The organism is Ruicaihuangia caeni, assembly GCF_029952955.1.
Classification (GTDB): domain Bacteria; phylum Actinomycetota; class Actinomycetes; order Actinomycetales; family Microbacteriaceae; genus Ruicaihuangia; species Ruicaihuangia caeni.
Genome location: NZ_JASATX010000001.1, coordinates 834,722 through 855,007, shown reverse-complemented (window position 1 = coordinate 855,007; position 20,286 = coordinate 834,722). Strand labels below are relative to the sequence as shown.

At 69.0% G+C, this 20,286-nt stretch carries 16 protein-coding genes; 9 read left to right on the top strand and 7 right to left on the bottom strand.

Features of this window, described 5'->3' with window-relative positions; all coding sequences use genetic code 11:
- Positions 1 to 10: 10 nt before the first annotated feature.
- The 3 genes from QF206_RS03935 to rpsA all read right to left on the bottom strand — a co-directional run bounded on the left by QF206_RS03935 (position 11) and on the right by rpsA (position 3,939).
- Entirely contained in the window at positions 11 to 1,651 is a 1,641-nt protein-coding gene (locus QF206_RS03935; protein WP_281487877.1) for an amidohydrolase, read from the bottom strand.
- An 85-nt stretch (positions 1,652 to 1,736) separates the two neighbouring features.
- Positions 1,737 to 2,369 (bottom strand): TetR/AcrR family transcriptional regulator, encoded by a 633-nt coding sequence (locus tag QF206_RS03930; RefSeq protein ID WP_281487876.1) that lies wholly within the window; start codon positions 2,367 to 2,369, stop codon positions 1,737 to 1,739.
- A gap of 121 nt (positions 2,370 to 2,490) precedes the next feature.
- Positions 2,491 to 3,939 carry a 30S ribosomal protein S1 gene (gene rpsA / locus QF206_RS03925; RefSeq protein WP_281487875.1) on the bottom strand — a complete coding sequence of 483 codons (1,449 nt, stop codon included), beginning with the start codon at positions 3,937 to 3,939 and terminating at the stop codon, positions 2,491 to 2,493.
- A 364-nt stretch (positions 3,940 to 4,303) separates the two neighbouring features.
- Between rpsA and QF206_RS03920 the strand changes: the two genes are divergently transcribed.
- From QF206_RS03920 to QF206_RS03910, 3 genes are read left to right on the top strand one after another with little or no spacing between them, the layout of a single operon-like run.
- Positions 4,304 to 5,161, top strand: coding sequence for a DUF2510 domain-containing protein (locus QF206_RS03920; RefSeq protein ID WP_281487874.1), 858 nt, complete (start codon positions 4,304 to 4,306; stop codon positions 5,159 to 5,161).
- Positions 5,162 to 5,167: 6 nt separating this feature from the next.
- Entirely contained in the window at positions 5,168 to 6,805 is a 1,638-nt protein-coding gene (locus QF206_RS03915) for a hypothetical protein (protein ID WP_281487873.1), read from the top strand.
- 5 nt (positions 6,806 to 6,810) lie between these two features.
- On the top strand, positions 6,811 to 7,587 hold the full coding sequence (locus tag QF206_RS03910; RefSeq protein WP_281487872.1) for a sensor domain-containing protein: 777 nt from the start codon (positions 6,811 to 6,813) through the stop codon (positions 7,585 to 7,587).
- Positions 7,588 to 7,633: 46 nt separating this feature from the next.
- On the opposite strand, the gene QF206_RS03905 is transcribed toward QF206_RS03910, so the two are convergent.
- On the bottom strand, positions 7,634 to 8,974 hold the full coding sequence (locus tag QF206_RS03905) for a protein kinase domain-containing protein (protein WP_281487871.1): 1,341 nt from the start codon (positions 8,972 to 8,974) through the stop codon (positions 7,634 to 7,636).
- Between the two features lie 16 nt (positions 8,975 to 8,990).
- Here QF206_RS03905 and QF206_RS03900 point away from each other — a divergent pair, with 16 nt between their 5' ends.
- Entirely contained in the window at positions 8,991 to 9,674 is a 684-nt protein-coding gene (locus QF206_RS03900) for a vWA domain-containing protein (protein ID WP_281487870.1), read from the top strand.
- On the top strand, positions 9,671 to 10,894 hold the full coding sequence (locus QF206_RS03895) for a BTAD domain-containing putative transcriptional regulator (RefSeq protein ID WP_281487869.1): 1,224 nt from the start codon (positions 9,671 to 9,673) through the stop codon (positions 10,892 to 10,894). Before QF206_RS03900 ends, QF206_RS03895 begins: the two co-directional genes overlap by 4 nt.
- Here QF206_RS03895 and QF206_RS03890 read toward each other — a convergent pair.
- The gene (locus tag QF206_RS03890) at positions 10,852 to 15,654 is read right to left on the bottom strand and encodes an FtsK/SpoIIIE domain-containing protein (RefSeq protein WP_281487868.1); all 4,803 of its coding nucleotides are present in this window, start codon (positions 15,652 to 15,654) and stop codon (positions 10,852 to 10,854) included. The two genes, QF206_RS03895 and QF206_RS03890, sit on opposite strands and share 43 nt — an antisense overlap.
- A 164-nt stretch (positions 15,655 to 15,818) precedes the next feature.
- On the opposite strand from QF206_RS03890, the gene QF206_RS03885 reads away from it, so the two are divergent.
- Genes QF206_RS03885 through QF206_RS03870 form a run of 4 tightly spaced genes read left to right on the top strand, consistent with a single transcriptional unit; the run spans position 15,819 to position 18,266 of the window.
- Positions 15,819 to 16,079 (top strand): WXG100 family type VII secretion target, encoded by a 261-nt coding sequence (locus QF206_RS03885; protein WP_281487867.1) that lies wholly within the window; start codon positions 15,819 to 15,821, stop codon positions 16,077 to 16,079.
- Between the two features lie 17 nt (positions 16,080 to 16,096).
- On the top strand, positions 16,097 to 16,369 hold the full coding sequence (locus QF206_RS03880) for a hypothetical protein (RefSeq protein ID WP_281487866.1): 273 nt from the start codon (positions 16,097 to 16,099) through the stop codon (positions 16,367 to 16,369).
- Positions 16,366 to 17,457, top strand: coding sequence for a hypothetical protein (locus QF206_RS03875; protein WP_281487865.1), 1,092 nt, complete (start codon positions 16,366 to 16,368; stop codon positions 17,455 to 17,457). The genes QF206_RS03880 and QF206_RS03875 overlap by 4 nt, the downstream gene beginning before the upstream one ends.
- Positions 17,454 to 18,266, top strand: coding sequence for a hypothetical protein (locus QF206_RS03870; protein ID WP_281487864.1), 813 nt, complete (start codon positions 17,454 to 17,456; stop codon positions 18,264 to 18,266). The genes QF206_RS03875 and QF206_RS03870 overlap by 4 nt, the downstream gene beginning before the upstream one ends.
- A 12-nt stretch (positions 18,267 to 18,278) precedes the next feature.
- On the opposite strand, the gene QF206_RS03865 is transcribed toward QF206_RS03870, so the two are convergent.
- A complete protein-coding gene (locus QF206_RS03865; RefSeq protein ID WP_281487863.1) occupies positions 18,279 to 19,997 on the bottom strand; it encodes a DUF885 domain-containing protein in 1,719 nt (572 codons plus the stop codon).
- Entirely contained in the window at positions 19,994 to 20,263 is a 270-nt protein-coding gene (locus tag QF206_RS03860) for an HPr family phosphocarrier protein (RefSeq protein WP_281487862.1), read from the bottom strand. The genes QF206_RS03865 and QF206_RS03860 overlap by 4 nt, the downstream gene beginning before the upstream one ends.
- Between the last annotated feature and the right edge of the window lie 23 nt (positions 20,264 to 20,286).

Below are 20,286 nucleotides of genomic sequence, written 5' to 3'. Positions count from 1 at the left end.
TGGTGAGGGGTCAGGGGCGTGAACTGGAAGCCGCCATCGGCGCTGGGGTGGAGTCGTGGACGATCCGGCCGTCGACAATGGTGGCGACGATCTCGATAGCGATGAGTTCTTCGGGGCTGGCGGCGACCGGATCACCGCCCCAGATCGTGAGATCGGCGACCGCGCCCGGCGCGAGCAGGCCCCGATCCATGTATCCCCGAGCCTGTGCCGGCCACAGCGTGTAGGCGCGGAGCGCTTCATCGCCGGTGAGCCGCTGATCGGGTTCGAACACGTGGGCCGATGCCGATTCGGGCGCGTGACGGCCGCGTGCCCACGCCATGCCGATGCGAGGGTCGTAGTGCGCGACCGGCCAGTCGGAGCCGAGCACCACTCGCGTGCCGGTGTCGAGCACGGCCCGCACTCGGTAACCGGTGCCGGCGCGAGTGCCGAGTCGCGCCGCCCAGTTGTCGCTCAGATCGGGCGCGCGCCACTGCATGTGGAGCGGCTGCATGGAGGCCGTGATGCCCGATCCCGCGAGCGCCGTGAGATCTTCGTCGGCGAGTACCTCGAGATGCTCGATCGAGTGAGCCGGCGACCCGTCGCGCTCGGCGAGGCCCCGATACGTCTCGAGCACCTGATTCACTGCGAGATCGCCGACGGCGTGCGTCGCGATGAGCATGCCCGCGTCGTGATATGCGCGCACGACCTCTTGGAAGCGACCCCAGTCCGGCCAGAAGGCGTGCTCGCCGTCGCCGCAGGCATCGGCCTCGTGGAGCAGCGCCGTTCCGGTGTCGATGACACCGTCGCTGAACAGCTTGACCGCGTTGGTCTCCCAGAGGGTCCCTCGTCGATCCTTCGCTGCGATGACGCGGGTGATCGCCGCGTCATCGTCGTGCACGGCGTGCCAGTGGTGCACGACGAGTCGCTGATCGAGCTCTCCGCGCGCTTCGATTTCTTCGATGAGGTCGACTGTTCGCGGCTTGCCGTCCATGATCGCGCCGCCGGTGAGTCCGACCGCCGTGAAGCGCCGGAACATATCTCGAAGTCGGTCTCGCTCCTCGTCGTGCCCGAGGGGAGGGATCACGTCGAAGACGAGTCGATACGCCGTGGACTCGCGAAGCTCTCCGGTGAGTTCGCCCGCCTCGTCGACGACCAGCTCGGACGTGTCATCGAACCGCGGACGGTTCACGATCCCCGCCGCTGCGAGCGCCGCCGGATTGGCGATCGCCGTATGCAGGTCGTAGAACATGGCCGCGAACGGCCGGCGATCGCAGGCGTGGTCGAACAGTCTGCCGTTCACTCCCGTGTCGGCGAAGGCGTCGAACTCGAGATTCCAGCCGACGACCCAGGCGCCCGGAGGCAGTGTCGCAGCGTAGGCGGCGGTGGCCGCCTGCAGTTCGCTGACGGTGTCGATTCCGCCGAAGTCAATGCCTCGGGTCAGTTCGGCCGCCCAATGAGGATGGGTGTGCGAGTCGAACAGGCCGGGGGTGATCACCGCGCCTTCGAGGTCGCGCACCTCGATGCCGAGGTCGCGCGCCCGCGCGCTCACGTGCGCGTCGCGGCCGAGCAGCGCGATCCGTCCGCCGGTCACGAGCACCGCGGTCGCTTCGGCGTCCGCTTCGGTGTTGGTGATGAGCTGCGCGTTCACAAGCGCCAGGTCACGAGTGACCACGGGACTCCTTCGTCCGCCGGAAATAATCTTCACGATGAAGATATAGGCGGCGAAGGATGCTGTCAACGCGCCCTTGGCGTGCGGCTCAGACTCCTCGGACCAGACTCAGCGCGACCTTCCGAACGCGTGCGCGGATCGCATCGGAACCGAGGTCGCGCTGCGGCAGCGAGGCCTCGAGTCGCGGGAAGTCGCCCTGTTCGATGGCCTCGGACGAGAAGAGCGTGCTCCATGACGTCTGCTCGAAGATGAGCGAGAACACGCTGTGCTCGACATCGAGCAGCAGTTGCAGTGCCGGAGCGCCGGTGAGCCCTGCCCGCTCGGCCCGCGCGAGGAACGACTCGTACACCCGCAGGGTCGTCGGGTCGGTGATGCGATGCAAGAAGAAGACAGAGCTCGCCTGCCTGAGCGGGCTGAACGCCAAGTAGTAGGTGTCAGCGAAGCGTACGACGCTTTCGTGCCAGTCGTCGGTCTCGAACACGCGGAGGTCGACTGCCGCACACAGCACGCTCCGGGCAGCGTTCACCGCGTCGGAGAGCGTGCTCACGTGGTGATACAGGCTCTGCGAGCGCACCCCGAGCTCCGCCGCGATCTTCGACATCGAGAGTTCCCCGGCGCCGAGGGTGCTCAGCACGCGCACCGTCGCCTCGCCGATCATCTCGCGGTCGATGGTGCGGGTGCCACGTTGCGGCCGGCCCGGCCTCCTTGCTGAGGTGCTCATGATTCCGACAGTCTGCCATCCGCGTCGAGGCGCGATGGACAGGCGCCGCCACGACCCGTGCCCTCGAACAGAAGCGGCCGGCCCCCGTGGGGGGACCGGCCGCTTCACTGAACGTCTAGGCTCAGCTGTTGCTGGAGAGCTTCTCGCGAAGCGCGGCCAGCGACTCGTCGTCGGCGAGCGTGCCGGCGCCAGCCGACTCGCTCGTGAACGAACCGCTTGCAGCCGCACCGCCGAAGTCGGCCTCGGCAGCCATGGCGGCCGCGACCTGCTTCTTGTGGGCCTCCCAGCGAGCCTGGGCGGCAGCGTATTCCTGCTCCCACTTCTCGCGCTGGGTCTCGAAGCCTTCCTTCCACTCGTTCGTCTCCGGGTCGAAGCCCTCGGGGAACTTGTAGTTGCCCTGCTCGTCGTACTCGGTGAGCATGCCGTAGAGCGCCGGGTCGAACTCGGTGCCCTCGGGGTCGACGCCCTCGTTGGCCTGCTTGAGGCTGAGCGAGATGCGGCGGCGGTCGAGGTCGATGTCGATGATCTTCACAAAGACCTCTTCACCCACCGAGACGACCTGCTCCGCGAGCTCGACGTGCTTCGAGGAGAGCTCGGAGATGTGCACGAGGCCCTCGATGCCGTCGGCGACGCGAACGAACGCACCGAAGGGCACGAGCTTCGTGACCTTGCCCGGCGCGACCTGGCCGATCGCGTGGGTGCGGGCGAACACCTGCCACGGGTCTTCCTGAGTCGCCTTCAGCGAGAGCGACACGCGCTCGCGGTCGAGGTCGACCTCGAGGATCTCGACGGTGACCTCCTGGCCCACCTCGACGACCTCGCTGGCGTGCTCGATGTGCTTCCAGCTGAGCTCGGAGACGTGCACGAGACCGTCCACGCCGCCGAGGTCGACGAACGCACCGAAGTTGACGATCGACGAGACGACGCCCTTGCGGACCTGGCCCTTGTGCAGGTTGTTGAGGAAGTTCGTGCGGCTCTCGCTCTGCGTCTGCTCGAGGAGCGCACGGCGCGACAGCACCACGTTGTTGCGGTTCTTGTCGAGCTCCAGGATCTTCGCCTCGAGCTCCTGGCCCAGGTACGGCGTCAGGTCGCGCACGCGGCGCAGTTCGATGAGCGAGGCGGGGAGGAAGCCGCGCAGGCCGATGTCGACGATCAGGCCGCCCTTGACGACCTCGATGACCTGGCCGGTCACGACGCCGTCGGCTTCCTTGATCTTCTCCACATCGCCCCAGGCACGCTCGTACTGAGCGCGCTTCTTCGACAGGATGAGGCGGCCTTCCTTGTCTTCCTTCTGGAGGACGAGGGCTTCGACCGTGTCGCCGACCTTGACGACCTCGTTCGGGTCGACGTCGTGCTTGATGGAGAGTTCGCGGGAGGGGATGACACCCTCGGTCTTGTAACCGACGTCGAGGAGCACCTCGTCACGGTCGATCTTGACGACGGTGCCCTCGATGAGGTCGCCGTCATTGAAGAACTTCAGAGTCTTCTCGACCTCGGCGAGGAAGTCATCAGCAGATCCGATGTCGTTGATCGCGACCTGCTTGGGCGCCTTGGTCGTTGCGGTTGTCATGTAGTTAGTGCTCCGTAGTGGACATTTATCGGGCCGTTGAACCTCATCTGTCGAGACGACAACGGCGGGTGGGTAGTGAAAGTGCGCACAAAGCGACTCCTCAGCCTATCGTCTCGGGCCTTGCTGTCTCAAGTCACCGCTGACCTGAAGGGGCGTTGAAGTGCCGCTGAAGCAACAGTGATCGACTCTCGCCTCTCGGGGCGCCTGGTCCTATGCTGTGAGCACCCGAACAGGCCTTTGCATACCCGATGAGGAGGCCGCGATGAGCGATGACGCTCTGCCCCGTGTTCCTTCTGCGCCCTCAGCTCCCCCTGGCGAGGCCATTCCCGCCCGCTGGAGGGAAGCGCGCCCAGGAGTGATACGAATGCCGGGCGCTCTGTCGCGACTCGGGCCCCCGGCGCAGGCCGCCGCGATCGTATTCGCGATCGCTGCGCTGTGCCGCTTCGTCGGCACGTTGATCGTGGAGGACGCTCCTGCCCTGTTCACCGTGCTCGCGATCATCGACTCGCTCGCGGTCGCCGCCGGATGGGCGATCTTCGCGCTGAGCGGGCTGACCGCCGGCAGCAAGGTCGCGCGCATCGCGGCATGGGCGCTCGCGGCGCTCTTCGCGGCGGTGCTCGTGTCGGGGCTGCTGACGCTGATCATCCCCGAAGCCTTCTTCGCCACCGGCATCCTCGCGTGGATCATCCTGGCCGCCGGCGTTGTGCTGGGCATCGCGATGTCGCGCGATACGAGCCTCCCCCAGCGGTTCCGGATGCTGCCCCTCGCGTACTTCGTCATCTTGATCGCCTGTGTGCCGATCTTCGCCGGAGAGCCCGAGCTCGCGAGCTACTCGAACGCCGTCATTCTGCTGCTGTTCGCGCTATGCCTGTACTTCGTCGACCGCCGGGATACCGCCGCGCAGCCGGGAGGCGACGCAACGGGGCCGGCATCTGTGAACCGCGTGTCCTCGGCTGAAGGCTCGGTTCGTCCTGTCGACGATTCTCCCCCCGACGGAGCCCCCGCGTCCTTGCCCGATGGCGCAGCCGCGCCGGCCGCTCCGAAGACGCCTTCGCTCGCCAACGCGTTATCTCCGCCTGATCCTGCCTCGCGCGCGCCGGTCCCCGGCTGGTACGACGATCCGCTCCAAGAGCGTGCGCTGCGCTGGTGGGACGGATCCGCTTGGACGCGCGAGGTCCGCGACGACGCGACTGAACGGCGCGACGCGCCTGGTGGGGCGTGATGGTCGATGTCCGAGCGACCGAGACCCCCGTTCGACGATCCTGACTTCGACGGCGTGCTCGTCGAGGTCGTCGCGCAGTTCGGACGCCGCATCGTCGACCGCCCGGAGCGGCTCCGGGCGGTGCTCGCCGACACCGTGGGCACCGCTTCAGCGACGGTGGAGAGCGACGCAGCGCTGCGCGCGCGCATCGATGCGATCGTCACCGCCTCGGCCTTGGGCGTGGCCTCCAGCATCCGAGACTCCGATCCGGCTGTCGCAGCCACACCCGATGAGATCCGCGCCTGGTTCGACCAACTGGTGCAGGCGGGGCTCTCGCTGCGCGATGCCGCGCTGGCCGCGCACAGCTGGGCGACGGCGTTCAACGCCTCGGCCACCGCGCAGATGACCGAGGAGGTCAGCGACCAGCTCTCGCAGTCGGAACCCGCCGCCGAGGATGTCGCAGACCGCGATGTCACAAACTGCGCGGCCGCGTCGGCATCGGCGAGCAGCACGGGCGCAGCCGGCGCCGGTGCGGATGCGACGGCCGACAGCGGAGCGATGCCGCAGACGGTGCTCGGTCCCGAGTTCGACGAATCGCGAACAGTCGGCGTGGAGGGCAGCGTGCTCGTCGCACCCGCGCCGACCGATCCGGCACTCGCTGCGCTCGCGCCTCCCCAATCAGCACCCACCCGCAGTCTCCTGCAGCCGCCTGCTCCACAGCATCATCAGCCTGTGCCAAGGAATCATCAGCCTGTTCCACAGGGGTTTCGGCCGTCGCTCGAGCAGCTCGCCCTGCTCGCGCCTCCGAACGGCGCACCGGCAACAGGCCTCGAGGCGCCCGCGGGCCCGATTACCCGGCGTGCCCCCCGACCCGCTTCGGCTCCATCCGCGCCCGGCGCCCGTGGGTGGCCGATGTGGCTGCGGACGCCCTGGCCCGCCGTGGTCGCGGGGGCCCTCGCACTCGCGGCAGCGGCGATCACGGTGCCGATCATCTTGGGAGGGCCTCCCCCACCGCCTGAGCCCGGTGAGCTCACCGCCAGCGCCGGCGCCCTGTTCACCGAGGGCGAGGTCGCATTGTTCGTGCTCGACGAGGATGCACTTCGCTCGATGTCGCCCGCATCGACTGACATCTCGGCTCCCTCCGATTGGGGCGTCACCGAAGTCACCCCGGCTGAGACCACAGCCAGCGCTGCTGAATGCGCGCCTCTGCTGTGGTACTCACCCGGCACGAACGGCACCGGGGTCAACGCAGCGGCGAGCGGCAGCTCGGTGTACGGCGGATATGCCTGGAACGGCTACGACGGCTCCGTCACCTCATACGGACGCATCTACCCCACGCCAGAGATCGCGGCCGGCGCGCTCCGCGCACTCGCGCCGGCCTCGTGCGAAGCCGGGTTCGAGACCACCTCGAAAGGAGAGACACTGACTCCTGTTGTCGATGTGCAGGATGTGTTCACGTACGAGGGCGGGATCGAGGTGCTCGAGACCGGGCTGGCCTTCCGCGACCGCACCGAGTTTCGGGTTTGCGGTCGCGACCTGAACCTCGTCGTCTGCCACTGGACAGTCGAGCTTCCGGAAGGCAGCGCTGGACCATCGATCGCAGCACTGGTGAACGCATTCGTTGACACAGCCAACGCATACCAGCCGCTGATGGGGCGGGGGTGAGCGACATGGGGATGCTCAGCCCGCGTGATCGCTGGCCGCTCATCAACCTCGCGTCCGTGGTCGCAGCGGTGCTTGTCGCAGGCACCCTGTCGGCCTGGGCATGGAACGCCGCCCAGCGGAGCCCGATCGATCCGGTCGCCGCCGCCGAGACGGTACTGCTCGACGAATCCAATGCCACCAGCGTGCTGCTCTCCGCGGACGAACTCGCGCCCATCGTCGCCGTCACAGGCGGAGAGGTCACCCCGCGCGAGAACCTCGCTGCTGTTGAGATCGTGCCGACCGAGCTCGATCCTGCGTGCCGACCGATCTTCTGGCCTCAGAGCCGCCCGGTCGCACAGCGCGGCACCGATCAGAGCTCGTTCCATGAGACCGGCGGATTCGCGAGGGCCATCGACCGTGCCGACGTGTTCCGCAGCGCCGAAGCCGCCGAGCGCCGATTCGACGAGCTGCTCACCGCGTTCGCCGACTGCCCTGAACTCACCTATCGGGTCACCACCTCGACCGCGACCTACACCCGCACCAACTCGGCAGAGTTCGATGCCACCCGGTTGCTGCCGACGATCCAGTTGGAATCGGCTCTGTCGTACACGATCGAGGCGACCGACTACCTGCAGGTGTTTCGGACGACCATCACACGGCTCGGCAACACGCTCGTCACGTTCTCGACCGCGTACTTCGACGACACCGAACCGCCGGCTGAGGACGACTCGTTGCGCGAGGACCAGTACCAGAAGCTCATGGTTCGAGCCGAGCGCGTCGCGAAGGCTTGGAACAATGGGTGAGGGGGAAGCGCGCCGGCTAGGGCTTGAGCGGCTTCGCGGGAGCCGGTCAGCCCGCATCCGTCGAGATGACGAACCGCGACCGGCCCACGATCAGCTGCGCGCCCTCGATGAGCGCCACGGTCTGACCGGGTCGCACCACCAGCGGCGCGTGGCCGATCCGCTCCAACCGCCACGGGTCGTCGCCGACATGCCGAAGCCCCCACATGCCGCGCTCCTCGTCGTGCACGACGACGCCCACCGCGGTGGCCAGATCGTAGTCACGCGCGATGTGGTGGCGTGTGAGCTGCGTGCCCTGGTTGAGCGTGATCGAGCTCCGCTCCCCCAGAAGGCGAACCGGCGCGTCGAGCGGCCTGCGGCACGACGCGCACCGGCTCACGGCACCCGCATCGCTGAGATGCTGCTCCCCGCACCACCCGCACTCGTGCAACCCATCGCGCAATCGGGTGAGCGCCGCACGCCAGACGCTCTCCCGCACTCTGCGCGACGGGTCGTGAAGTCCTGCGGTGAAGGTCTGCGTGAACAGGGCCTTGATCGACTCCGGCAGCCGCTGCCAACGGGCAAGCGGTGCCGGCTGCGTGGCCGGATCGGGCCGGTTCCTCTCGTCGGCCGGGTCAAAGATGAACAGGGGATGCCGGCCGAGGAGGTCGAGCTCTCCATCCCGTCCGCGGTGCTCGCTCTCGAGACCCCCGATGAGCGGATGGTGCCGCGCCAGGATGAAGAACAGCAGCACCGCCAGCGAGTGAAGGTCGCTCTGCGCCGACGGCAGCGCATCGCCGCGAATCACTTCGGGCGCCATGAACCGTCTGGTGCCGAGCACCGCGGTGTACGAGGCGCCGTCGACGCCGACGTTGTCGTTGTCGCATACGAGCGCATCACCCGTCGTCGGGTCGAAGAACACATTGCCGAAGCTGATGTCGCGATAGCACAGTCCCTCGACGTGCAGCAGCAGGAATGCGTGAGCGAGCCCGGTGCACAGCGCGAGCGACAATCGCGGCGGCGCCCCGACGCGCCCGAGCAGGAGGTCGCCGACAGGACGGAAATGCTCATCGCGGAGCGGCATCACATAGCCGAAGCCCCCGGCATCCGGATGCGTGACCAACTCGAGCGGCCAGAGGAACATCAATCCGGGCGCCCCCCGCGTGATGAGCCGCTCGATCGCATCTCGCTGCCGAGGAGTGGCTGCTCGATCGTGGTACCACTTCAGCGCAAGCGGCTCGCTCGCTGCGCCGGCGGTACCGTCGGCGTCGTCGACGGTGTAATCACCGTGTGCTGCCGGCAGCGGATCGAGCCGGTGCACCGATCCCTGCCCGCCCTCGCCGATGAGCGGGCCCAGCCGCCAGGCGCCGCCGGTGCGCGGCAGGTTGATCACGGCGCCTTCCTGCAGCATGCGCCAAGGATCGCACATGAGAGGCGGGGCGACCATGGTCGATGAGCTCCCCGTCATGGCGCGTCAGCCGCTGCACTGCTTCTTGCTGCTCGACTGCTCGGGCTCGATGGCGTCGGACGGGAAGATCCAGGCACTCAACGCGGCGGTGCGCGAGGCGCTCCCGCATCTGCGCGAGGTCGAGTCGGCGAACCCCCACGCGCAGTTGCTCGTACGGGCGATCGCGTTCTCCACCGACGCCCGCTGGCACCTCGCAGAGCCGACACCGGTCGAGCAGCTCGACTGGCGCCCCGTCACCGCGGGCGGCTATACCGACCTGGGCGCCGCGATCGACCTCCTGCTGCCGGAACTCGAGACTCCCCCGATGCCACCCAACGCCCTTCCGCCGGCGATCGTGCTCGTGTCAGATGGGATGCCTACCGACGACTACGAGCACAGCCTCGAGGCGCTGCTGCACAGCGAGTGGGGCGCGCAGTCACTGCGCGCCGCCATCGCGATCGGGAAGGACGCGGATCGCGCGGCACTCGCCGCGTTCATGGACGGGGCGGCGCCGCTCTCAGCGAGCGACCCGGAGCAGCTCGCCGGTGCGCTGCGCTGGGCCACCTCGCGGGCGACGCAGCTCGCATCGACCCTGTCGGAATGGGTGGACCGTGCCCATGCTCCGCGCGCGGTGGACGGCGATGTCGAGGAGGCGGTGTGGTGAGCCCGCCGCAGCAGAGGGCGATGAGCGGCTTGCCCGCACCTGGCGTAGCGCTGCTCGGCCCGCTCGAGGTGCGCTCCTTCGCCGGGGTTGTCGCGCTCGGCGGGGAGAAGCTGCGCGCGGTGCTGGCGCTGCTGCTCCTCGAGCATCGTCGCGTGGTCGCAGCGGCTGACCTCATCGATGCGGTGTGGGCGGAGTCGCCCCCGCCGACCGCCACGAACGCCGTGCAGGTATACGTCACCGGCATCCGAAAGGCTCTGCGCCAGGCCGGGCTCGGTGACGCGCTGGGCACGACCGGGCGCGGCTACCGACTCGATCTTCCCGATGGCGCGATCGACCGCGATGGGTTCCTCGACGCCCGGGCGCGCGCATCGGCGGCGATCGCGAGTGGTCGTCGCGACCTCGCGGCGGACGAGTACCGCGCGGCGCTCTCGATGTGGCGCGGACGCGCCTTGAGCGATGTGCAGACGGTCGCCGCTGTGCGCTCGCAGGCCGAGCAATTGGATGAGCTCGAGCGCGCGACTTTCGAGTCGTACGCGGCGAACGAACTGGCCCTCGGTCGTGCCGCCGAAGTGCTGCCCGCACTCGCCGAGCGCGGTGCTCGGGAGCCTGTGCGGGAATCTCTGTGGGCGCTCATCGCCCTCGCCCAGTACCAATCCGGGGCGCAGGCCGCAGCGCTCACCAGCCTGAAGCGCGTCAAGACGGCGCTGTGGGACCAGCTCGGCGTCACCCCGGGCACGCGACTGCGGATGCTCGAGACAGCGATCCTTCGACACGATCCCGGGCTGCTGGTTCCGGCGAGTTCAGCCGCCGTGCATGGGTTGGCGGAGCGCGCGATCGATCGCCGTGTGGTTGCGACCAGGCCGCCGGGCGACGACGAACGGACCGTGACCGTGCCGGTTGAAGACCCAGAGGCGGTCAGCGCCGCGCTCGAGCTCCCCGATGGCACGACCACCAGGGTCGGCGGCGAGCCGGTGCTGCTCGGCCGTGCCACGGGGTGCGACGTGGTGCTCGCCGACCCCTCTGTGAGCGCGGTGCATGCGCGGATCCGCGCGGTGCGCGGGGCGCATGTGGTCGAGGATTTCGGTTCGAGGAACGGCACGCTCGTCAACGGCGAAGCGGTCGCCAGAGCGCAGCTCGCCGACGGCGATGAGCTCGTGCTCGGCCGCTGCCTACTGCGCTATCGAGACGAGTCTTCGGCTGGCGCGGATGCCGGAGGCTGAGCGGTGACCGGCGTGGCGGTGATGGGCGCGCCCGCAGAGGGGTCGATCCGAAGATCGCCCCACGTCGTCGGCAGGCGGTGACTCGACGACAGGCGGTCCGGGCTGCCCTTCGCGGTGGCCGTCGCGGGGTTCGACGGCCATGAGACCTGCATGTGCACCGGTTCGCCGGTTGCGATCAGATAACCTCGGCCTGGCGCCCTGGGGGCGGGTGCTCGTTGGGGCAGGCGCACATCGAAGAGCGGCGCGAGGTCGACGAAGTTCGACAGCACCAGTGCATGACGCAGACTGCCGAGATAGCGCACCCAGGGGTCGAACGAACGCACCCAGTCTGCGGCCCTGGCCGATACGGCGATGAGCAGTCCGCGTTCCCGGCCCGTGCGGAGCAGTCGTTCGAATCGATCGCCCAGGTCTCCCACGAGCTCGTCGGCGTCGTCGATGACCAAGAGGGAGGGCGCCGGTGCCGCGGGCCCGTTGACGTGGGCCTCCAACCGGTTGAGCAGCGAGGCGAGCTCCCGTCTGCCGTGCGCGATCCGTACGGTCGACTCGAAGGCATCGAGGGGCCCCGGGCGCATCCCGGCGAGGTACACCGAGGTTGCCGGTGCGGCGGCGATCACGGCCGCGACAGTCGCGGCGAGGGCGGTGCTGCGTCCACTGGCCTGTTCGCCGAGCACGACGATGTGGGCTCCCGGCCGGGTATCGAGCAGCACCGGCTCGAGTTCCGGTCCGCCGACCCCGAGTACCGGAAGACCCGGATGCGCGGCGAGGAGCGCGGACTGCTCCACCAGCCTCGGCATCCGTTCGATGCCGCGCGGGAGGGCGGCGGACGATGTGCTGGCCGCGATGCTGCGCAGCATCTGCTCGTCGGTGTAGGCGAGCTGCAATTCGACGGGGCCGGATGTCATCGCCCGGCCTGCGATGGGCGGTGGCAGGTCGTCTGCCCCCGGGCGCCAATCGATGGCCAGCGCGTCGCTGCGGTCGACGAGCCTGAGCATGAGGCGATGGCTGAACGCGCCGAAGACACCGAGGCGGAGGTCGGTCGGCTGCGAGGTGCTCATGGCCACGTGGACCCGTGCTGCACGACCGTTCGCGATGATCCGATGCAGCGACTCGAGCGCACTCGCATCGCCGTCGCCGAGGGTCTCGCGCACCGCCACATAATCGTCGATGAGCAGGAGCACGGTGGCACCCGACTCGGGAGCGGTGGCACCCGATCGCCGAGCCTCGATGAGGGCTTGAAGGCGCGCGAGCATGCGGCGCACACGCTCATCGTCGTCGACCTGCACGACCGCTGCGGCGTGCGGCAGCAGCTCCAGCGCGCGGAGCGAGTGCTCACCGGTCAGGGCATAGACGTGGAGCGTGTCGGGCGGTGAACGGTGCGCTAGCGCCGCCGCGACCGTGACCAGCGCGGCGGATCTGCCTGAACCGGGCGCGCCGGTCAACAGCAGGTGCGAAGCGCCCAGATCAACTGTGAACACCGGTTGCGATTGTTGCTGCACGAGATCGGATCGGCCGAGCGGAACAGTCATCGGCATCGCGGCGGCGGACTCGGAGCGGGCCCCATGGTGCCTCAGCTGCGCCTCGTGCTCGTCGAGCACCTCACCGAGCGGGAGCACGCTCGACAGCGGTGGCAGCCAGAGCCTGGGTGCGGGGGCCTCCTGCGCGACGGCGATCTCACCGGTGGCCTCGGCGAGGAGCGCATCCAGTTCGCTCGGACCGTGAGAGACAGCAGTCGGATGCGTGTGAGCCGCACCACCGGCATCCGCGAAGGGCTCGATCGAAACGCTCCGCCCGGCTGAGTCGAGCGGCACGGTGACCCGAGCGCACTGGAACGCCGTGGTGCGCTGTTCCGCTCCGCGCCTCAACAACACTCTTCCAGGACGATCGATCGGCAGCCGCGCCGCCTCATCCGTGCCGAGCAGTTCACGAGACTCCGCTTCGTTCACCACTCGCAGGCACAGCCAGAGATTGGTGTTCGCGCGGATCGCAGGAGTGATCACTCCCCCGGGGCTCTGGGTGGCGAGCAGAAGATGCACGCCGAGGCTGCGCCCCTGGCTCGCCACGGTATCGAGCCGGCTCTTCACCTCGGGCTGCTGTTGCACGAGCAGCGCGAACTCGTCGATCACCACCAGGAGAGAAGGGACCGCGCCATCGGGCTCACCCGCGGCGCGGTATGCGCCCAGGTCTGCGCATCCCGCTCGGGCGAGCACCGACTTGCGGCGTCGAAGCTCGGATTCGAGCGCCGTGAACGCCCGTCTCGCAAGCGACGCATCGCCCTCGAGATCGGTGACGACACCGGCGGTGTGCGGCAGATCCGCGAACCTGGCGAAGGTCGCACCTCCCTTGAAGTCGATCAGGAACAGCGCGAGCTCTGAGGCGCGATGCGTGCCCACGAGGGCTGCGAGAAGCGAGGCGAGCACCTCGCTCTTTCCCGAGCCTGTGGTGCCGGCGATGACACCGTGAGGGCCGTCGTGCGCGAGATCGACCATGACCGGATCGCCGTCGTCTCCAACTCCGATCGCGACCGACAGATCATGCCGCATCCTCGACGCCCGAGCCGCAGCGAGGTCGATCGAGCCGTGCCGACGGATGCCTGCCAGCTCGAGCAGTGTCATCGTTCCCGCAGCGCCCGGCTCCTGCAGCCTGGGGTCGCGCAGTCGACCGATGTCGCGTGCGAGCCGGACCGCCGGCTCCCGCGCGATCGAGACCGGGTCGACCTGGCCGATCGGCGCACGTTCGTAGGCGCCATGCACCGCGATTGCGCCTGCTGCGAAGACCGCGCGCACCGTTGCTTCGATCGGGAGCGACCGTGCCTCGTCTGCGAGCACGACGAGCAGGCCGTCATCGTGTGTCCAACTCTGCAGCAGGCGGTCGATGGCGGGCTCGCGATCGACGAGCGCCTCCCTGGTGATCACGACGAGACGTTTGACCGCCTGCTGCTCGTTGTGCGGCCGTTGCCGGCGTTGCACGATGGCTTCGACCAAGCGCTCGGCGAGCCGGCGCGTGTCTTCCCGGTCGCGACCGAGCGTGACGGGAGCCGCCGCGTCGTCGGCGAGCAGATGGGGCAGCCAGCGGGCCCAGTCCCACCCGTGGTCGGTCGCGAGCAGCGTCAGGCTCAGCGACGATGGAGCGTGCAGCACGGCGGCCTCCAGCAGGAGGTGCGCGACGAGTGCGTCGACCTGCCGCGCCGGCCCTGCGATTCCCAGCACGCCCCCGGCCGGAGCGAAAACCGGGCCGGGCGGCAGCAGACGCTGGGCGCCGGCCTGCTGGGCCGCGTCGGCCAGTGATCCGGTTTCCGCACCGGGGGTCGTCTCGACGCGCACTGCGGCCTCCCGGACACCGCGGCCGAGCGTCAGCGCGAGGAAGTCGGCATCTCCAGGCCGGCGGCACCAGAGGCGCGCATCGTGGCGTGCGATGAGCTGCTCCCACTCGGAGGCTGGCGGGGCGTTCATGCGGGCGCGGTCGGCCTCGGCCATGATCGCGGCATCCACGCGTTCCTGAAGCCGGTCGAGCCGCTCGAGGAAGGATGCCGCCTGTGCGCGCCGCCGCGAGTGCTCGGCCAGGATGCCGAACCCCATCGTGCCGAGTCCCGCGATCGCCCCGAACAGGGCGAACAGCCAGTTGCCGGTGACAGCGCCCAGGGCGAGGCCCCCGACCACGCCCAACGCGCCGCCTCCGAGCTGCCAGAGCAGACCGCGACCGCGCAATGTGGCCTGCTCAGGAGGCCGCGGGACTTGGAATCGTTCAATCGCCGACCACTGCGCAGCGTCGAGGCGGGGGGTGATCTCGATCACATGGTCGTCCCGTTCGGCCGTGACGAGCGGCACGACTTCGCCGGGGAATCCGGCGCGCGCGACGGTGCAGGCGTCACCGCGCGCCAACGGTGCGGCGACCCACGGATCGTCGGGGTGCAAGAGCAGGCCGTCATCGGCCCGGTACAAGGTCCACGCCGCGGCGGCCGCGGACGAGTGCGCGTGATCGTCCTGCGCGGCGACTCCCAGCCAATCGGCGAGAGCAGAGGCGACATCTCCCACTCGCACGCTCTCGGCCGAGCGCACCCGCACGGCGCGCTCCAGGCCCGGCATGATGCCGTCGACCGGTTCGGCTCGGACGAGCAGCTCGAACACCTTGGGCAGGGGGTCGGCACCGGCGGTCGCCTGCAGCCGGTAGCCGGAACCACGCAGCAGCAACTCATCCCCTGGGCGCAGCGCGTGCGGTCCGTCGAGTCGCCGGCCGTGCAGTGACACTCCATTGCGCGAGCCGAGGTCTGTGGCGACAACCGTCGACCCCTCACGCCGCAACTGCAGATGCCGACGAGACACGGCGGGATCGTCGACCACGATGTCTGCGCGCCGGCCGATCACGACGGTCGCGGAGTCGGGGACCGTGATCGGGGTGTTCGTGCCATCAGGTGCGAGGAGTTCGAGGCGCGGACCGGGCTCGATCGTGAAGCGGCGTCCCTCGAGCAGGAGCAGCGAGGTGTCGCCAAGGCGCGCCACCGTTCCTGGCGTGAATGCGACCGGCTCGTCGACTTCGCGGCCGTTGAGGAGGGTGCCGCCGCTCGAGCCGGCATCCGCGATCGTCGCGAAGCACCCGGCATCCGTTTCATGCAGCGCGATCACTGCGTGGAACCGCGACACCCGCTCATCCTTCAGCGCCAAGCCGGCGCCGGCGCGTCCCACCGGAAGCCGGTCGTCGAGGCGCGCCTGAGCGCCGCAATCGGGTCCGGCGATCACCCGTACGGCCAAGCAGGCGCTGTGCATGCCACCAACCCTCCGTCGCGTCGGTGGGTCGACCCTATCGCCGCTTCGCGGAGGCGGTCCATGCACGTGCAGGGCGTGCTTAAGCGTGGTTTCAGGGGTCGGGTCTGCAATTGGTCAACCGACCGCCGGAGCCTCCGCGCGGCGGCAGCACGAAGGAGACGATCATGGCCATCAGCGGCGACCTCGAGCAACTGTTCGCGCTGCAGAACACGCTCACGCGCAACAGCGGCACGGTCGAGGAATTGACGACATCAATCAGGAACGAGCTCAACAACGTGCGTTGGGAAGGACCGGCTGCCGATCGCTTCCGCGCCACGTGGACGGGCGAGTTCGAACCCGGGCTGCGCCGGCTTCGCGAAGCGATCGACGATGCCGCGGCTGAAGTCAGCCGGCGTCGCGAAGCGCTCGCTCAGGCCGGCAACTGACGTTCGGGAGCCAGACGATGACCTCGGTGCAGGAGAACCCTGCCGCGCTCCGGCAGACGGCGTCGACGATCAGGTCGATCGCCGATGAGCTCTGCGGGTACACGGCCGGCGTGGTCTCGTTCTCGCGGAACCTCGGCTACGAGGGTCCCGCCGCCGATGTCTACTACGACGTGTTGCAGCGATCGCACAACGGCGTGCATTCGGAGGCGGAGAGCCTGTACCGCCTGGCGGCGAGGCTCGAGGCCGGCGCCGATGAGGCTGAGATCAGGATCAGGGCGGAATCGATATGAACACCATTGCGCGGTGGAGCGTGCGCACGGTGCACGATGCCGAGCTCGTGCCACACGGCATCCGGGTCGAGCACTCGTCGGTGCCCGCCATCGCAGGGCTCGAGCTCTCAGATGTCGCCGCATGGCAGATCGGCGCTGTAGCCGATCACCGCGCGGCACTGAGCGTCGGCTCGGGTGAAGCCAGCCCGGTCGGTCCTGCTGGTGCTCTGCTGCACCGCTTCGAGTTCCTCGAGCACGGCGTTCCGCGGCGTGGTGTCGCGCTCTTCGCCACGATCGGCGACACCGTGCACTGGGTCGTGGCGGATGCCGAGGCCGACCATGAGGAGGACGCCCTGCTCGCCGCTGCCGTCGCCTGGCTCGCGGCGCAAGCCAGTGTGCTCGTGAGCGCGCTGGAACTCCGCGTGCTCACGGATCTGCTCGGGCTCGATCAGGTCGCGTTCGTCGGAGCACGCTGGTATCTCGGGCTTCCCGAGCAACAACGCACCGCAGTCTCCGCCGACGTCTTCGGCGGGCTGCTGCGGCGGGGCATGCTCTCAGGTGACCCCGAGTCACCGTTGGCAGAACACGCCGACGGCCTCGTGCGAACGGTGCTCGACGGCGACCACATCGTCGTCATCACGATCACCGAGGCGGGCGGTGAGACCGAGGTGGCCGTCGCCGCCCGATCAGCGGACGAGTGGATGCTGTTGCGCGCGGAACCGGACGGCATGCTGCGGCTGACACCGGTATTCGGAGCGATCGGAGACGAACTGGCGGGGTTGGTCGGCATGACGACGCTGATCGAGCACGCCGCTGCGCTCGACCCCGGCCGCCGGCGTCACACCACCATCGAACAGGTGCGTCACGAACTCGCCGGTGGCTCGGAGCTCTGGCGGGGCGCGCTCGGCGTCCACGCCATTCGCCGAAGCCGGGCCGGGCTCGAGTCGGTCGAGCACAGTTGGCTGCTCGACGATGCCGGCGCGGTGTGGCGGGTCGACGCCTCGCTGGAGCGAGGCGACATCACGCTCGAACCGGTCGGGGTCGCCGACGTGTTGGATGGGCTCCATGAGGCTTCCACGGGAGCCGAGACCCTGGAGGAAGCATCATGACTTGGATCAGGATCGACCCCGCCCAAGCCCTGCTGGTGGGCGTCAAGATGATCGACAGCGCCCTGAAGGGAAATGCCGCGCTCGACAGGCTCGGCGCGCTCGCGGGCACTCCCGGCCTCGGAGCGCATGCCGCTGCCGTGGAGTCGGAGACGCTCGGCGCTCGCACCCGTATCGCGCGGTTCAATCAGGACTGGATCGATCAGGGCACCGACATGCTCGCGCGCACGAACAAGCTCCTGGCCGACCAGCGGGCCGCATCGATGGTGGGCACCGTCGGGTCGGTCAGCGCAGCGATCATCGGTGGGCTCGGCACGCTCGGCGGCGCACCGACTTCGTTCTCGCCCACGGTCATGGGCGGGTTCTCGTCGTACACCGGCTCGGCGATGCCCTCGATCGCCAGCATCGTAGGCGGGACGACAGTTGGTGGCACCGGTCCGTCATTCGGTTCGACCACGATGTCGATCAATTCGGGAGCCGGGAGCGGTCCAATGGCGTTGGCGGCTGTCGTTCAGAAGCGTCAGGAGGCGATGCGCGCGAAGCTCGATGCCGCGTCGCGGGCGGGTGCTGCCGGCGCGCGGACCTCGAACGACCTGGGGGTGCAGGCCGTCGTCAATTCGCAGACCATCAAGCAGTACTGGAACACGATCGGGCGCATCGACGCGAGCCAATCGCTGATTCTGGCCCCCTCGGGATCGCGCATCAACTCGTCCGGTAGCGTCAGCGCCGGCTACCAGTCGGTCGGGAGCTACGGCTCGGTGAAGATCGAGGCACCGATCTACCGCGACAAGTACGGGCGCGGCATCCCCTGACGCAACGGGCGGTCACCCGGCCGCGAGCAGTGCACTCCGCAGCGTGTCGAGGCCGATGCCGCCGATGTCGAGTGCGCGCTTGTGGAACGCCTTGTCGTCGTAGGCCGACCCCTCGCGACGGCGGATCTCATCCCGCAGCTGCTCCCAGATGCGCTGGCCCACCTTGTACGCGGGCGCTTGGCCCGGCCAGCCGAAGTAGCGGTTCACTTCGAACCGCACGAACGCCTCTTCCATGTTGACGTTCCGCTTCATGAAGTCGAAGGCGTAATCGAAGTCCCAGGTTCCCGCGCCGTCAAGCCGCGGCTTGCCCAGGTGCACTCCGATGTCGAGCACGACGCGGGCCGCCCGCATCCGCTGCGCGTCGAGCATCCCGAGCCGGTCACCCGGATCGTCGAGATAGCCGAGTTCCTCCATGAGACGTTCGGCATACAGGGCCCAGCCCTCGGCATGGCCGCTCGTGCCCGCCAGCTGTCGCCGCCATGTGTTGAGGCTGTCGCGGTTGTAGACCGCCTGGCCGATCTGCAGGTGGTGGCCCGGCACTCCCTCGTGGTACACCGTGGTCGTCTCGCGCCAGGTATTGAACTCCGTCACGCCCTCGGGCACCGACCACCACATCCGACCGGGACGGCTGAAGTCGTCGCTCGGCCCCGTGTAGTAGATGCCGCCCTCCTGCGTGGGGGCGATCATGCACTCGAGGCGGCGCACCGGCTCTGGGATGTCGAAGTGCGAGCGTGCGAGTTCGTCGACCGCGCGGTCGCTGAGCTGCTGCATCCACTCGCGCAGCGCCTGGGTGCCGGTCAGCCTCCTCGCCGGGTCGGCGTCGAGGCGTGCGATCGCCTCGGCCACTCCCCCACCAGGAACGATGGTTGCGGCCACCCGCTCCTGCTCGTCGGTCATTCGCGCGAGCTCTTCGATCCCCCACTCGTAGGTCTCGTCGAGGTCGATGGTGGCGCCGAGGAACGAGCGGGAGCATAGGGAGTAGAGCTCTCGGCCGATCGCGTCGGTCTCGGTGGCGGCGGGCGCCAGTTCCTGTTCGAGGAAGTCGGCGAGCCGCAGATAGGCCGCGGCAGAGACCTCTGCGCCGCGAGCGAGGTCGCTGCGCATGGAATCGGGCAGGGCGGAATCACCGGCCGTCGCGTTCTCCGCGAACTCGAAGAAGAAGCCGTCGCTCGCGCCGTAGCGGCGAGCTTGGGTTGCGACCTCCGCCACCTGGCGGCGAGCCGGAACCTGCCCCGACGCGATGCCCTCGCGCAGCGTTTCGATATACCCGTCGATCGCGCCGTCCAGCGTGTTCATGCGGCTGGCGATCGCCTCCCAATCGCCGACGGTGGCGTGCGGCATGAGATCGAAGATGTCGCGGATGCCCTGGGCCGGCGACGCGATGACGTTGAGGTCGCGCCGATGCAGGCCGGCCTCGTGACGCTCGACATCGAGTTGCAGGGAGGCGCCGAGATCCGCCTTGGTGACCTCGTCGACCGCGTCGACAGGCGCCTCGGCCTCGAGCTCGGCGAGCGTCGCGCGAGTCGCCTCCATGCGCTCGGCGTGTCCCCGAGGCGAGAAGTCCGCGAACTCTCCGGTTCTGCCGGGCAGCCCCACCCAGATCGCCACATCGGGATCGAGGCGAGCGAGGGTCTGCACCCAGTTCTCCGCGATCGCATCGATGCGAGTGGGAACCCGAACTGACGCCGCCGGACGCTCCTGCCCCGCCGAATCGCCCACCAACGCGGTCATGCGTCGAGGTCCGACTCGAGAAGGCTCACAAGCTCATCGAGCGCGGCATCCGCGCCATCGCCGTCCGCGCTCAACGTCACCTCTTCACCATGGCCGACGCCCAACGACAGCACTCCGAGGATGCTCGCGGCGTTCACGCTCCGGCCGGCACCGTTGGTGATCGTCACGACGAGCGGCGCTTTCGCTGCGGCGGCCTGGCTGAAAGTCGCTGCAGGCCGGGCGTGCAGTCCGACTGATGAAGCGACGGTGACGGTGCGTTCGGGCATGGTGCTCCTCTCGGATGCCGCGG

Coding starts and splice junctions, on each gene's coding strand:
- QF206_RS03865 (WP_281487863.1), bottom strand. CDS start 19,997: ATGACCGCGTTGGTGGGCGATTCGGCGGGGCAGGAGCGTCCGGCGGCG.
- QF206_RS03860 (WP_281487862.1), bottom strand. CDS start 20,263: ATGCCCGAACGCACCGTCACCGTCGCTTCATCAGTCGGACTGCACGCC.
- QF206_RS03900 (WP_281487870.1), top strand. CDS start 8,991: ATGAGAGGCGGGGCGACCATGGTCGATGAGCTCCCCGTCATGGCGCGT.
- QF206_RS03920 (WP_281487874.1), top strand. CDS start 4,304: ATGCCGGGCGCTCTGTCGCGACTCGGGCCCCCGGCGCAGGCCGCCGCG.
- QF206_RS03870 (WP_281487864.1), top strand. CDS start 17,454: ATGACTTGGATCAGGATCGACCCCGCCCAAGCCCTGCTGGTGGGCGTC.
- QF206_RS03910 (WP_281487872.1), top strand. CDS start 6,811: ATGGGGATGCTCAGCCCGCGTGATCGCTGGCCGCTCATCAACCTCGCG.
- QF206_RS03875 (WP_281487865.1), top strand. CDS start 16,366: ATGAACACCATTGCGCGGTGGAGCGTGCGCACGGTGCACGATGCCGAG.
- QF206_RS03915 (WP_281487873.1), top strand. CDS start 5,168: ATGTCCGAGCGACCGAGACCCCCGTTCGACGATCCTGACTTCGACGGC.
- QF206_RS03905 (WP_281487871.1), bottom strand. CDS start 8,974: ATGCTGCAGGAAGGCGCCGTGATCAACCTGCCGCGCACCGGCGGCGCC.
- QF206_RS03880 (WP_281487866.1), top strand. CDS start 16,097: ATGACCTCGGTGCAGGAGAACCCTGCCGCGCTCCGGCAGACGGCGTCG.
- QF206_RS03930 (WP_281487876.1), bottom strand. CDS start 2,369: ATGAGCACCTCAGCAAGGAGGCCGGGCCGGCCGCAACGTGGCACCCGC.
- rpsA (WP_281487875.1), bottom strand. CDS start 3,939: ATGACAACCGCAACGACCAAGGCGCCCAAGCAGGTCGCGATCAACGAC.
- QF206_RS03885 (WP_281487867.1), top strand. CDS start 15,819: ATGGCCATCAGCGGCGACCTCGAGCAACTGTTCGCGCTGCAGAACACG.
- QF206_RS03890 (WP_281487868.1), bottom strand. CDS start 15,654: ATGCACAGCGCCTGCTTGGCCGTACGGGTGATCGCCGGACCCGATTGC.